Raw genomic sequence first — 13,499 nt, 5'->3', positions numbered from 1 at the left:
GGAGCTAAGAAAAGTTGGCAAGGGCTTTTTTGCAGTTTTCTTATAAAAACGGCGTGTTCGATTACTTTTCAAACAAAGTGATGCTAAAGGGAACGAAATCGCTCAGAAAACTCCTTCACTCTTTCCCAGTTCGTATATTCCACCTCTTTCGTTGCATCGGTTTCACCGCCTGTCATACGCATAATGAACTGTATCATCACACGATCGAACAGTTTGTAGCGCGGATAATAGAGTGCACCTGCGAAAACGCCGATCAGTTCGGGCTGCCAAGGTGACAACTTGAGAAACTTCTTCACATAGACACTGCCTTCTGGCGTATCTTTACCCGGCTTACGTGCTGTCAGGTTCACACAGAAAAAGGCCGCTTTCTTATCTTTTAATGCAGTAAGGTGCGTTTCGATAAATTGATAGAGTTTCTTGTTCAAATGCCCGTAACGAATAGAGGCACCAATTAAGACCTTATCGTAGTTATCGATATTCACGGATGACACTGCATGCAGATCCACCAACTCACACTGATACTCATCTGCTAACTCGCTTTCCATTGCTTTGAGAATCTTCACGGTCTGCCCTTCACGGCTCGAATGAAGTAAAAGTGCCTTTTTCATGTGTATTCCTAAGTTGATCAGCTTCGCCAGAATGTCGGCGTAAATAAGACGAGTAGCGTAAAGACTTCCAGTCGTCCGAAGAGCATAGAGATAATCAGTACCCATTTCGCCGAACTATTTATATCACCAAAGTGAACAGCGACTTCGCCGAGTCCTGGCCCAAGGTTGTTCAGTGTTGCTGCGACTGCAGAAAATGCGGTTAGCTCATCGATACCTGTCGCGATAAGGCAAAGCATGCAAATCACAAATACCAACGCGTACGCAGAGAAGAATCCCCATACTGCATCCACGACTTGCTGTGGCAATGCTTTATTACCCACCTTAATGGTGTAAACCGCACGAGGGTGAACCAAACGTTTGAGCTCACGTGAACCTTGCAGTGATAGAAGAAGTATACGGATCACCTTCATACCGCCACCCGTTGAACCTGCACACCCCCCTATAAATGAAGAAAACAATAGAAGGACAGGTAGAAACAAGGGCCAATCTGCAAAGCCAGTAGTGGTATACCCCGCTGTGGTAGAAATAGATACCGTCTGGAAAATCGCTTGGTTAAACGCTTCAAACTCCGAGTCATACGTGCCTTTGCTCATTAGCATCCAAAACACTATCGCCAATAAGATGATCTGAATAAGAACAAATGCTCTGAACTCTGGGTCTTTGAAGTAGAAGCCAGGATGCAGTTTTCCACTCGCAAACGCAGCAAAGTGCAATGAGAAGTTACACGCTGATATAAAGAGGAAGAAAACCGTAATGAAGTTAATTGCGGGGCTATCAAAATAGCCAATACTCGCATCGTGAGTCGAGAACCCACCAATTGCAACCGTTGAGAAACTGTGGCTTATAGCATCGAACACCGACATACCCGCCAGCCAATATGCTGCTGCGCAAGACATGGTTAATGCCAGATAGATATACCAGAGTGCTTTTGCCGTTTCAGCTATACGCGGGGTCATCTTGCTGTCTTTTACCGGACCCGGTATTTCCGCTCGATACAACTGCATACCACCGATACCCAGCACAGGCAGAATGGCTACCGCGAGTACAATGATCCCCATCCCCCCAAACCATTGCAGTAGCTGACGATAAAAAAGCACCGCTTTCGGCAACTCATCCAGCCCTACAATGACTGTTGCACCCGTTGTAGTCAGACCTGAAAATGATTCAAAAAAGGCGTCGGTCACTGACATATTGGGTTGTTCAGACAACATGAAAGGAATAGAACCGGCACTGCCGATAACCGTCCAAAACAGGACAACGATTAAAAACCCATCCCGGGCTTTTAGCTCATGCCGAAATTGCCGATTGGGGAACCACAACAGACCGCCACCAGCAAGGAGAAGAAAAAAGGTAAGCACAAACGGGAAACCTTCCCCGTCACGATAGATAAAGGCCACCACAGCTGGAGCCAGCATGGTGATACTAAAAAGGGCCAGTAATAGCCCGACGATTCGAATGATTGAGCGAAATTGCATAGCCTAAGACGGCGCTTCCTTATATTCAGGCTCTTACCTGAATTATTGATTATTATTTAGCTCGACTATGCTTACCTGACCTCGGGAGCGGTTTACTATTTCTTCCGCGATCTGATCGGCATTCCGTGCATCCACTTCCACTGTCATCACCACATTATGGCTGAATTCAGTATCAACCTGAACCGCATTGTGGGAAGCCAGTATAGATTCTATTAGTGCAATGTGAGGGTATTCACAGCTTAATGTGAACTGCACCGTAATTGCTTTCTCGTTTGTTACTAATTGTGTGAGAGCGTGCTGAACGCCACCACCATAAGCCTTTACTAATCCTCCCGTACCAAGGCGGATACCACCATAGTAACGCGTTACTACTGCGGTGATCTCACCAACACCACTCCCCGTTAACTGAGCAAGAATAGGTTTGCCTGCAGTGCCTGACGGCTCCCCATCATCGCTAAATCCCCAGCTCATTGAGTCTTCAGGACGACCTGCGACAAATGCCCAACAGTTATGACGTGCATCCGCATGTTTCGCTTTGATTTCTGCAACGAAGGCTTTTGCACTTTCAATGCTTGGTGTATGCGCTAAGTATGTAATAAAGCGACTTTTCTTTATTTCTTCTTCTGTTACAACCGCCTTGGCGGGTATCAGATAAGGAGCGTTATTCATACGAACTACCACGTCATAAAAAGGGCAAAAATTTTACCACAGGAATTTGATCTCCCCCTTATTGAGATTAACTACAGTAATAATAAACAGTTAACTCGATAACCCCGGAAACAAAACACAAAATTCAAACAAGCGTTTAACATTTTTGTTGCCTTTTTGTTCAGAGCAGCTCAGACTAAAACTCTGGTCTAACCAGGATCTCACCCCTACATGAAGGTAAACCAAAACCAGACGAAGAGCTGGCAATACGGAGATAGAACATGATTTACCAAGGTGACACACTTTCCGTTCGCTATCTGGATGATGGTATTGCGGAACTGAATCTTGATGCACCCGGTTCTGTTAACAAATTTGATCTCGCGACACTTGAGAGCTTCAACGAAGCCCTGAATGCTCTGGCGCAACAATCAAACGTGAAAGCCCTGCTGCTAACCTCAGCCAAACCAGCATTTGTAGTTGGGGCTGATATCACCGAGTTTCTTGGCTTGTTCACAAAACCAGAGCAAGAATTGTCTCAGTGGGTCACCCACGCCAATGACATCTTCAACAAACTCGAAGATTTACCCTTCCCAACTATTTCAGTGATTCGCGGCTTTGCCTTGGGTGGCGGCTGTGAATGTATTCTTGCTACCGATTTCCGTATAGCGGATTCCACAGCACGCATTGGTTTACCGGAAACCAAACTTGGGATCATGCCAGGGTTTGGTGGCACTGTGCGTATGCCTCGTCTTGTGGGCGCAGATACCGCGATGGAGCTTATCACTGCAGGTAAAGAAAGCCGTGCAGATGCGGCTCTGAAGATTGGCCTTGTCGATGCTGTAACGGCACCGGACGATCTCGAAGATGCGGCACTGAAGCTAGCCAAACAAGCTATTGAAGGCAAACTGAACTGGCAATCTCGCCGCGCACAGAAAAAAGCCCCACTGCAACTAAACAAAATTGAAGCCACCATGAGCTTTACCATGGCAAAAGGCATGGTCGCAAAAGTCGCGGGCCCACATTACCCGGCTCCTATGACAGCCGTGGTTTCGATTGAAGAAGCCTCACGCTCTGGTCGTGACGATGCACTTGTCATCGAAAACAAGCATTTCGTTAAGCTAGCCAAAAACGATGTTACTCAAGCGTTGGTCGGGATTTTCCTTAGTGACCAATACCTAAAATCCAAGGCGAAGAAAGCCGCCAAAGAAGGCAAACCGACAAAACGTGGTGCCGTTTTGGGCGCAGGTATTATGGGCGGCGGTATCGCCTACCAGTCTGCGCGTAAAGGCGTGCCTGTTCTGATGAAAGACATCAGCCAAGCGTCATTGGAAATGGGGATGAAAGAAGCATCGAAGCTGTTGAACAAGCAACTCGAGCGCGGTCGCTTAAATGGCACGAAAATGGCTGACATCCTTGCATCCATTACCCCTAGCCTCCACTACGCCGGCATTGAACAGTCTGACATAGTTGTTGAAGCGGTGGTTGAGAACCCGAAAGTAAAAGCAGCGGTATTGAGTGAAGTTGAAGGCATTCTGCCAGAAGACGCGGTATTGACCTCCAACACCTCCACCATACCAATCGACTTGCTCGCGCAATCACTAAAGCGTCCGCAAAACTTCTGTGGTATGCACTTTTTTAACCCAGTCCATCGCATGCCGCTGGTTGAAGTTATTCGAGGTAAAGACACTTCAGAGGAAACCGTCGCTCGCGTGGTCGCTTACGCCGCCAAGATGGGCAAAAGCCCAGTGGTCGTTAACGACTGCCCTGGGTTCTTTGTAAACCGTGTCCTGTTCCCCTACTTCGCGGGCTTTAGCATGCTGCTTCGTGACGGCGCTGACTTCACCAAAATCGACAAGGTGATGGAGAAGAAATTCGGCTGGCCAATGGGCCCAGCTTACTTGCTGGATGTAGTTGGCATTGATACCGCGCACCACGCACAAGCGGTCATGGCAGAAGGTTTTCCTGAGCGCATGGCGAAAAGCTATCGCGATGCAGTGGATGTCATGTTCGAGTCTGAGCGCTTCGGTCAGAAAAACGGTGTTGGCTTCTACAAGTACTCCGTTGATCGCAAAGGCAAGCCGAAGAAAGACGTGGATGCTGATGTCTCGGGCTTACTTGCACCAGTATTAGGAAATAGCACAGATTACAGCGATGACGAGATCATCAATCGCATGATGGTGCCAATGATCAACGAGGTGGTGCGCTGTCTAGAAGAGGGCATCATTGCAACACCACAAGAAGCCGATATGGCATTAGTTTATGGATTAGGTTTTCCTCCTTTCCGCGGTGGTGTATTCCGCTACCTAGATACCATTGGATTAGCAAACTACGTGGCAATTGCTGATAGCTTTGCCGAACTTGGTCCTGCTTATGACGTGCCGCAAGGATTGCGCGACAAAGCAGCTAAAGGCGAAGGGTATTTTGATGCCCAACGACAGTCTGCGTAACCACAAGGAATTGAGAGGAAAATATTATGAAAAACGTTGTGATTGTCGACTGTATCCGAACACCAATGGGACGATCGAAAGGCGGAGCTTTTCGACATACTCGCGCAGAAGATTTGTCTGCGCATCTGATGGCCTCACTACTTGCGCGAAATCCTCAGCTTGACCCAAACGAAATTGAAGATATCTACTGGGGCTGTGTACAGCAAACGTTAGAGCAAGGCTTCAACGTCGCCCGTAATGCTGCGCTGCTCGCAGGTTTACCTCATTCTGTTGCTGCGACAACGGTTAATCGTCTTTGTGGTTCTTCCATGCAAGCACTGCATGACGCGGCGCGCGCCATCATGATCGGCGATGCCGATGTTTGCTTAATTGGTGGAGTGGAACACATGGGGCATGTCCCTATGACCCATGGCGTAGATTTTCACCCTGCCCTTTCCAAGTCAGTAGCGAAAGCGGCTGGCATGATGGGCTTGACCGCTGAAATGCTAGGCCGTATTCACGGTATCAGCCGAGAGCAGCAAGATGCCTTTGCAGCCCGCTCCCACCAGCGTGCCCATGCAGCAACAATTGAAGGCCGCTTCAAAAACGAAATCATGCCAACCGAAGCGCATGACGAGAAAGGCGGGTTGTTCTTGATGGAAGACGACGAAGTCATCCGCCCTGAAACCACGGTAGAAACCCTGTCAGCGTTACGTCCAGTGTTCGACCCCGCCAACGGCACCGTTACTGCGGGTACGTCTTCTGCACTATCAGACGGTGCAGCAGCCATGCTCATTATGAGTGAAGAGAAAGCCAAAGCTCTCGGTGCACCAATCCGCGCAAGAGTTCGCTCAATGGCCGTTGCGGGCTGTGATCCCTCCATCATGGGATACGGCCCTGTTCCAGCGACGCATAAAGCCATGAAACGTGCAGGCGTCACCATGGACAACATTGGGATGATTGAACTCAATGAAGCTTTTGCTGCACAGTCTCTCCCTTGTGCGAAAGACCTCGGTTTATTGGATAAAGTCGACGAAAAAGTAAACCTGAATGGTGGAGCCATTGCGCTTGGTCATCCACTGGGTTGCTCAGGCGCACGAATCTCGACTACGCTTATCAACCTGATGGAACACAATGATGTCGAGCTTGGACTTGCCACCATGTGTATCGGGTTGGGCCAAGGCATAGCAACCGTGTTTGAGCGCGTATAACGTGTGTTAAGCGAAAATAGCCGGGCACTCGCCCGGTTTTTCCGTTTAAGGTCATCGATATGCTTTCAACGCATAGATAAAATGAATTAGTTTCATTATTTTCATACTCTGTTTCGCTCTACACTTTAAGCATATTGATTCTCAACCAATTATCTTCTTCCCCCCTTCGGAGGACATGCCATGTTTAAGGCTCTCGTACTGGATCAAGCAGACAAAATCACCACATCTAGCATTCAAGAACTGGATGTAAGCCAATTGCCGGAAGGTGATGTACTTATCGATGTCGAATACTCATCCCTTAACTACAAAGACGGTTTGGCAATCACTGGTAAAGGAAAGATCTGTCGTCAATTCCCGATGGTGCCAGGCATCGACTTGGTCGGAACTGTTGCTGAGTCTACCGATGACCGTTATACCGCAGGCCAAAAAGTCGTATTAACGGGCTGGGGCGTAGGCGAAGGCCATTGGGGTGGCATGGCACAAAAAGCACGTCTGAAAGCTGATTGGCTCGTACCACTACCAGAAAAACTGTCTGGCGACCAAGCAATGAAAATCGGTACCGCAGGCCTGACAGCAATGCTGTGTGTACAAGCTCTGCAAGATGCTGGCATCACACCTGAGAAAGGTGAAATCCTAGTCACTGGCGCAAGTGGCGGTGTAGGTTCTGTGGCGGTTACCCTTCTGGCTCAACTGGGCTACCAAGTTGTCGCAGTCACTGGTCGCGCAAGCGAAAACGGCGAATGGCTGAAAGCACTAGGTGCAAGCCGTGTTGTTGAGCGTAGCGAGTTTGAAGAGCCAGCGCGTCCATTGGAAAAACAACTGTGGGCAGGTGCCGTTGATACCGCGGGCAGCAAAATGCTGGCGAAAGTCTTGGCTCAAATGGATTACGACGGTGCGGTTGCAGCATGTGGTTTAGCCGGTGGTTTCGACCTTCCAACAACCGTCATGCCATTCATCCTGCGCGGTGTGAAACTACTGGGTGTTGATTCCGTTTACGCGCCTTACGATCGCCGTCAGAAAGCATGGTCCCGTATTTCTGATCTCCTACCTGCAAGCTACTTCCAAGATGGTTGTCGCGAAATCACACTAGAAGAAGTGCCAGAAGCAGCAGAAGCAATTACCAACGGTCAGATTAAAGGCCGCGTTGTTATCAAGCTCTAAGCACTATCTACTAAAATCAAAACGGAGCCTTTGGCTCCGTTTTTTGTTTCTTATCCGCCAAATAATAATCCTGACAACCTCAGCGTGGGTGACGGACATTTCACAAACGATTTAAACGAATCCCATGTCTTTAATTCGGCTAGCGATCAATCGACCACACTCTTCTTTGATAAGGTTTCTAAGCCAAATCTGGGCGGCCGAGTGCTCGGTTCTTGGATGCCAGATCAACGAATAATCAAATGGCTTGAATTCAAATGGTAACGGCTTAATCACCAAGTCGTATTTCTCCCCCACTAGATACGCCAAATCGGCCGGCACAGTGATGATGAGAGGCAGGCTATCTACCATCGCCACTGCGGCCTCTAAATGGTATGCACGCAACGCCAACTTGGGTTGAGGGTAACCACGAAGTGCTTCATCAATCAGTGCTTTTACACCATCACTGATCGCAATCACAGCGTGTGGGTAGGTTAGGTAGTCTTCAAGTGTCAGCGTTTTGTCCGCCAATGGGTGATGCTTTGCAACTAAGCAGAACACACTCACCAACCCCAAGGTATCAGATTGCAGTGGGTCAACGGGGCCTGTCGGCCGACAGATTGCCATGTCACACCCTTCTGATGTCAATTGACGCATTAACTGATCATGTTGCAAGGGAGCAAACTCTAGTGACAATCCAGGTGCCTCTTCATAGATACGAGGTAGCGCAAAAGGCAATATGGTTTGCATCGCGTAATCAGTCGTTGCTATTTTGAATGTTTGGTCGCACTGCGCTGGGTCAAATTCTTCCGGTGACAAGACGGTACAGAGTGCATCCAACGGGGCTGTCAGCGACGCATTGAGTTCCAATGCACGCTGTGTCGGGATCAGATGCTGTCCGTGGCGCGTAAACAGAGGATCATTGGTTAAACTTCTTAAACGGCCTAGGACACGACTCATCGCCGACTGACTGAGATTGAGACGAATGGCCGCTTTACTGACGCTGCCTTCTTCAAGCAAAACACGCAGTGCGATAAGCAGGTTTAAATCGCGGCGATAGATATCTTCAAGTTCCATAGAAAGCCTAAGAAGTGGTATGTTCAGCCATTATACGCAAGCCTATCTTCGCCGTATGCTTTTCGTGAAACCGACACCCATTTTACAAATCACGAATTTTGGACAAAAAAAATCCCGCATGAAAGCGGGGAAGCCCAAGAAAACTGGGTATGAGTGTAGTCGATGAGTGAGTTAGCCTAGTTGTTTGTCCGTACCGAAGGCCTTCTCCAAGACCTCGTTAACAACTTGTTAAATAACTTACACAACAATTTTACAAAACCAACCCCTGTTGATTATTTAGTCTTCATAAGTATGATCAGACCGACGTTTTCAATGTGAAAAATGAATATGAGCTCAGAATTTGAAAATCCGGATCACTTTTTAGATGCCGAAGGGCTGCGCTGCCCAGAGCCGGTGATGATGGTAAGAAAGACGATTCGCAACATGGCTGACGGACAAACATTGCTGGTGACAGCGGATGACCCATCAACCACACGTGATATTCCAAGCTTCTGTCGCTTTATGGATCACACTCTTGTTGCCCAAGATTCCGCTTCAAGCCCTTATAAGTACCTAATTAAAAAAGGACTATAAGAATAAAAGGCAGCGACGGCTGCCTTTTGGTTTCAGAACTAGTAAACCGACGTTTCTTCAACATCGGTCATTTTTCGCCGCAATGATGCATTCTCATGCTCTAAGTCACGCATCATCTTTTTCATCGGCAGTACATACCTAACTCTCACCATCACATCAATGGACAAGTAAGTGGTCACTATTGTACCAACTACCATGGGTAACCACATGTCAGTAAGAACCATCCCAAGAATATTGAGTGCTAGTGCAGTGTGAAATAGCCACATCTGGCTTTTCGGGCTGATCGCGAGAAACCTTTCCATTTCTAGCTCCTTTGGTCACGACGCTACTATTGTCACGCTATCACGAATTCCGGCCCAAGGTTGTCACCACAATCACACAACACGCTTATCGCAACCACCAGGTCGCGACAGCCAGCACAGCGAACAATACCGCTGTCGCATACCGTACGATGTTCAGTGGCAACGCATTCGCTGCCTTTTTACCAAGCAATACCACAGGTACGTTAGCAATCAACATGCCGATGGTTGTACCGATGACCACCGTGGTTAATGCATCAGAGTTTTGCGCCCCCAGTACCGTCGTTGCTACTTGGGTTTTATCGCCAATCTCTGCAATAAAAAACGCAATGAAACTCGCAACGAAAGGTCCTCGGTTCGATACGCTTTCATCGTCATCTAGCTTGTCAGGAATAAGCACCCAAAATGCCATCACCGCAAAGCTAACAATTAACACCCAACGCAACACATCCGGTGTCAGATAATCTGCGACCACAACACCAAGCCACGCAGCGATAGCATGGTTTAATAAGGTCGCAAACAAGATCGCCAAAATGATAGGAATGGGCTTGCGGTATCGACTCGCCAAAAGCAAAGAAAGAAGTTGGGTCTTGTCACCGATTTCCGCCAAGGCAACGGTGGCAATAGATATAGCTAGCACGCTCATAGTGTCTTCCCGGGGCGAGGTTTATAATTCGATAACCATGACAAAACACACGCCCCGCCCGGTTCGTGTTCTTTGTCATTGGTCTCGTCAAACTCACTGTCGTGTGTCGCCATTACCATGAAGCATTGTGGCTTCAACTATGTTGATAATGGCCTTGCTGGCGCAAGAGACTACTCCCCAAGAGCGGGCGCATTCTAGCCTTTCACAGGTTCAAAAAACAACCCTTCGTCCGCTTGGCTTTCGACCCCCCTCTCTGCCTTACATTTCAAAGGACAAAAAACCGCCATTACCCCTACTTATCCCAAGCCTTGCGCGTTATAATCGCGTGTTATTTTCTTTTCATTAACCGCGCGAACCTGACGATGCAAAAATTCGACGTTAAAACTTTTCAGGGCATGATCCTCGCGCTGCAGGATTACTGGGCCCAACAAGGCTGCACCATCGTGCAACCACTCGACATGGAGGTAGGTGCTGGCACCTCTCACCCAATGACTTGTCTGCGTGCAATTGGTCCAGAGCCAATCGCAGCAGCGTATGTGCAACCTTCACGTCGTCCGACTGATGGCCGTTACGGTGAAAACCCTAACCGTCTTCAGCACTACTACCAATTCCAGACCATCATGAAGCCGTCTCCGGACAACATTCAAGAACTGTATCTGGGTTCGCTGCGTGTTCTGGGTATCGACCCAGAGGTTCACGATATCCGCTTCGTAGAAGACAACTGGGAAAACCCAACGCTGGGTGCTTGGGGTCTTGGCTGGGAAGTTTGGCTAAATGGTATGGAAGTGACACAGTTCACTTACTTCCAACAAGTTGGTGGCCTTGAGTGTAAGCCTGTTACAGGTGAAATCACTTACGGTATCGAACGTCTAGCAATGTACATCCAAGGTGTAGACTCCGTTTACGATTTGGTTTGGACTGACGGCCCGTTCGGTAAAGTAACGTACGGTGATATCTTCCATCAAAACGAAGTTGAGCAATCAACGTATAACTTCGAACACGCAGACGTAGATTTCCTGTTCACTTACTTCGACCAGTGCGAGAAAGAATGTAAAACGCTGCTTGAGCTAGAGAAACCTCTGCCACTGCCAGCGTACGAGCGCATTCTAAAAGCAGGCCATGCATTCAACCTGCTAGACGCACGTAAAGCAATCTCTGTGACTGAGCGTCAACGCTACATCCTGCGCATTCGCAATCTGACCAAGTCAGTTGCTGAAGCGTACTACGCATCACGAGAAGCTCTGGGCTTCCCAATGTGTAAAAAGGGTGAGGAGAAGTAAGATGGCAAAGAATTTATTGATTGAGCTGGGTACTGAAGAGTTGCCGCCAACGCAACTTCGCACACTGGCTGAAGCATTTGCAGCAAACTTTGAGCAAGGCTTGAAAGATGCTGAACTGACGCACGAAGGCGTAACCTGGTATGCGACTCCTCGCCGTCTGGCCCTGAAAGTGGCTGCATTGGCAGATCAACAAGCAGATAAGCTGGTTGAAAAACGCGGCCCTGCAGTATCTGCAGCGTTTGATGCAGAAGGCAACCCAACCAAAGCAGCTCAAGGCTGGGCACGTGGTTGTGGCATCACTGTCGATCAAGCTGAACGCCTGGCAACAGACAAAGGCGAATGGCTTCTGTTCAAACAAGAAGTGAAAGGCCAAAACAGCAAAGAAATCATTGTGGCACTGGCTGACAAAGCATTGGCTAACCTACCAATTGCGAAACCAATGCGTTGGGGTAACAAAGATATTCTTTTCATCCGCCCTGTTAAAACACTGACCATCCTAATGGGTGATGAGCTGATTGAAGGCACCATCATGGGTGTAGCATCTTCTCGTACCCTTCGCGGTCACCGTTTTATGGGCGAGGCGGAATTCACTATCGACAATGCTGATCAGTACCCTGCCATTTTGGAAGAGCGCGGCAAAGTCATGGCTGATTACGACGCTCGTAAAGCATTGATCATTGCAGACTCTCAGAAAGCAGCTGAACTGGTAGGTGGTATCGCCGATCTGGATGACGATCTGGTTGAAGAAGTAACGTCTCTGGTTGAGTGGCCTGTCGTACTGACCGCAACCTTCGAAGAAGAGTTCTTGAAGGTACCTGCAGAAGCACTGGTTTACACCATGAAAGGTGACCAGAAGTACTTCCCTGTTTACAGCGAAGACAAGCAACTGCTGCCTAACTTTATCTTCGTCTCTAACATCGAGTCTAAAGAGCCTCGCCATGTTATCGAAGGTAATGAGAAAGTGGTTCGCCCACGTCTTGCTGACGCAGAGTTCTTCTTCAATACCGACCGCAAGCGTCCTCTGATTGACCGCTTACCTCAACTTGAGACGGCGATTTTCCAGAAGCAACTGGGTACTATCAAAGACAAGACAGACCGCATCACTGAGCTTGCTGGCTATATTGCTGACAAGATTGGTACTGATGTAGAGAAAGCACAACGTGCAGGCCTTCTGGCGAAGTGTGACTTGATGACATCAATGGTATTCGAATTCACCGACACTCAAGGTGTGATGGGCATGCACTATGCACGCCACGACGGTGAAGCTGAAGAAGTAGCTGTAGCACTTAACGAGCAATACATGCCACGTTTCGCAGGCGATGATCTGCCAAGCAATGGTGTGTCATCTGCGCTGGCAATGGCAGACAAGCTGGACACTATCGTGGGTATCTTCGGTATTGGCCAAGCACCAAAAGGTTCTGACCCATTCGCACTGCGCCGTGCTTCTTTGGGTGTACTGCGTATCATCGTTGAATACGGTTACGACTTAGACCTAACTGACCTTATCGCCAAAGCGAAGTCACTTTTCGCCAACGAAGATGGCACTAGCCGCCTAACCAACGATAACGTTGAAGCTGACGTGATTGAATTCATGCAGGGTCGTTTCCGTGCATGGTATCAAGATGAAGGCCACAGCATCGATGCTATTCAAGCTGTGCTTGCGATGAACCCAACTCAACCGGCTGACTTTGACAAGCGCGTGAAAGCGGTAACGCACTTCCGCTCACTGGATGCAGCTGAGTCTTTGGCAGCAGCCAACAAGCGTGTAGGTAACATCCTTGCGAAATACGACGGTGAGCTGTCTGACACCATCAACAGCGAACTGCTGGTTGAAGATGCAGAGAAAGCATTGGCAGAGAAAGTCACTGCAATGGTTGAGGCACTGAAGCCTGTATTCGCTGCAGGCGACTATCAAGCGGCACTGACTCAACTGGCAGAACTGCGTGAACCTGTTGATACCTTCTTCGATAATGTAATGGTTATGGCAGAAGACGAAGCATTGAAAGCTAACCGTCTGGCACTGCTGAATACCCTGCGTAGCCAGTTTATGAATGTTGCAGACATTTCTCTGCTACAGAAATAAACCACCCTCGCTGACAAAAAAAGCCTCGCATATGCG

At 48.5% G+C, this 13,499-nt stretch carries 12 protein-coding genes; 6 read left to right on the top strand and 6 right to left on the bottom strand.

The genetic code is table 11. From position 1 onward, the window contains the following. Positions 1 to 83 precede the first annotated feature (83 nt). The 3 genes from hemG to LRP49_RS24765 are packed head-to-tail and all read right to left on the bottom strand — an operon-like array spanning position 84 to position 2,752. A complete protein-coding gene (gene hemG, locus LRP49_RS24775) occupies positions 84 to 608 on the bottom strand; it encodes a menaquinone-dependent protoporphyrinogen IX dehydrogenase (RefSeq protein ID WP_274146302.1) in 525 nt (174 codons plus the stop codon). A 17-nt stretch (positions 609 to 625) separates the two neighbouring features. After that, positions 626 to 2,083: a TrkH family potassium uptake protein gene (locus tag LRP49_RS24770; protein ID WP_274146300.1), complete on the bottom strand. Its 1,458-nt coding sequence runs from the start codon at positions 2,081 to 2,083 to the stop codon at positions 626 to 628. 42 nt (positions 2,084 to 2,125) lie between these two features. Beyond that, a complete protein-coding gene (locus tag LRP49_RS24765; protein WP_274146298.1) occupies positions 2,126 to 2,752 on the bottom strand; it encodes a YigZ family protein in 627 nt (208 codons plus the stop codon). A 260-nt stretch (positions 2,753 to 3,012) separates the two neighbouring features. On the opposite strand from LRP49_RS24765, the gene fadB reads away from it, so the two are divergent. The 3 genes from fadB (at position 3,013) to acuI (ending at position 7,529) form a co-directional block, all read left to right on the top strand. Beyond that, on the top strand, positions 3,013 to 5,178 hold the full coding sequence (gene fadB, locus LRP49_RS24760; protein WP_274146296.1) for a fatty acid oxidation complex subunit alpha FadB: 2,166 nt from the start codon (positions 3,013 to 3,015) through the stop codon (positions 5,176 to 5,178). Between the two features lie 26 nt (positions 5,179 to 5,204). Further along, on the top strand, positions 5,205 to 6,368 hold the full coding sequence (gene fadA / locus LRP49_RS24755) for an acetyl-CoA C-acyltransferase FadA (protein WP_274146294.1): 1,164 nt from the start codon (positions 5,205 to 5,207) through the stop codon (positions 6,366 to 6,368). A 180-nt stretch (positions 6,369 to 6,548) separates the two neighbouring features. Then, a complete protein-coding gene (acuI, locus tag LRP49_RS24750; RefSeq protein ID WP_274146292.1) occupies positions 6,549 to 7,529 on the top strand; it encodes an acrylyl-CoA reductase (NADPH) in 981 nt (326 codons plus the stop codon). 111 nt (positions 7,530 to 7,640) lie between these two features. Here the strand turns inward: acuI and LRP49_RS24745 are convergent, their stop codons facing one another. Beyond that, a complete protein-coding gene (locus tag LRP49_RS24745; RefSeq protein ID WP_274146291.1) occupies positions 7,641 to 8,582 on the bottom strand; it encodes a LysR family transcriptional regulator in 942 nt (313 codons plus the stop codon). A gap of 327 nt (positions 8,583 to 8,909) precedes the next feature. On the opposite strand from LRP49_RS24745, the gene tusA reads away from it, so the two are divergent. Then, complete coding sequence (tusA, locus tag LRP49_RS24740) at positions 8,910 to 9,155, top strand: sulfurtransferase TusA (protein ID WP_274146304.1); 246 nt, start codon at positions 8,910 to 8,912, stop codon at positions 9,153 to 9,155. 38 nt (positions 9,156 to 9,193) lie between these two features. On the opposite strand, the gene LRP49_RS24735 is transcribed toward tusA, so the two are convergent. Both LRP49_RS24735 and LRP49_RS24730 read right to left on the bottom strand, forming a co-directional pair. Beyond that, the gene (locus tag LRP49_RS24735) at positions 9,194 to 9,457 is read right to left on the bottom strand and encodes a hypothetical protein (protein WP_274146289.1); all 264 of its coding nucleotides are present in this window, start codon (positions 9,455 to 9,457) and stop codon (positions 9,194 to 9,196) included. An 85-nt stretch (positions 9,458 to 9,542) separates the two neighbouring features. Next, positions 9,543 to 10,100 (bottom strand): TMEM165/GDT1 family protein, encoded by a 558-nt coding sequence (locus tag LRP49_RS24730; RefSeq protein WP_274146287.1) that lies wholly within the window; start codon positions 10,098 to 10,100, stop codon positions 9,543 to 9,545. Between the two features lie 362 nt (positions 10,101 to 10,462). Here LRP49_RS24730 and glyQ point away from each other — a divergent pair, with 362 nt between their 5' ends. Then, a complete protein-coding gene (gene glyQ / locus LRP49_RS24725; protein ID WP_274146285.1) occupies positions 10,463 to 11,380 on the top strand; it encodes a glycine--tRNA ligase subunit alpha in 918 nt (305 codons plus the stop codon). A gap of 1 nt (position 11,381) precedes the next feature. Continuing rightward, on the top strand, positions 11,382 to 13,463 hold the full coding sequence (glyS, locus tag LRP49_RS24720) for a glycine--tRNA ligase subunit beta (protein ID WP_274146283.1): 2,082 nt from the start codon (positions 11,382 to 11,384) through the stop codon (positions 13,461 to 13,463). Positions 13,464 to 13,499: the final 36 nt, after the last annotated feature.

Origin of the sequence: Enterovibrio qingdaonensis, from assembly GCF_028683135.1 — a bacterium.
GTDB classification, from domain to species: Bacteria; Pseudomonadota; Gammaproteobacteria; order Enterobacterales; family Vibrionaceae; genus Enterovibrio; species Enterovibrio qingdaonensis.
This window is presented reverse-complemented; position numbering and strand designations above follow the sequence as displayed.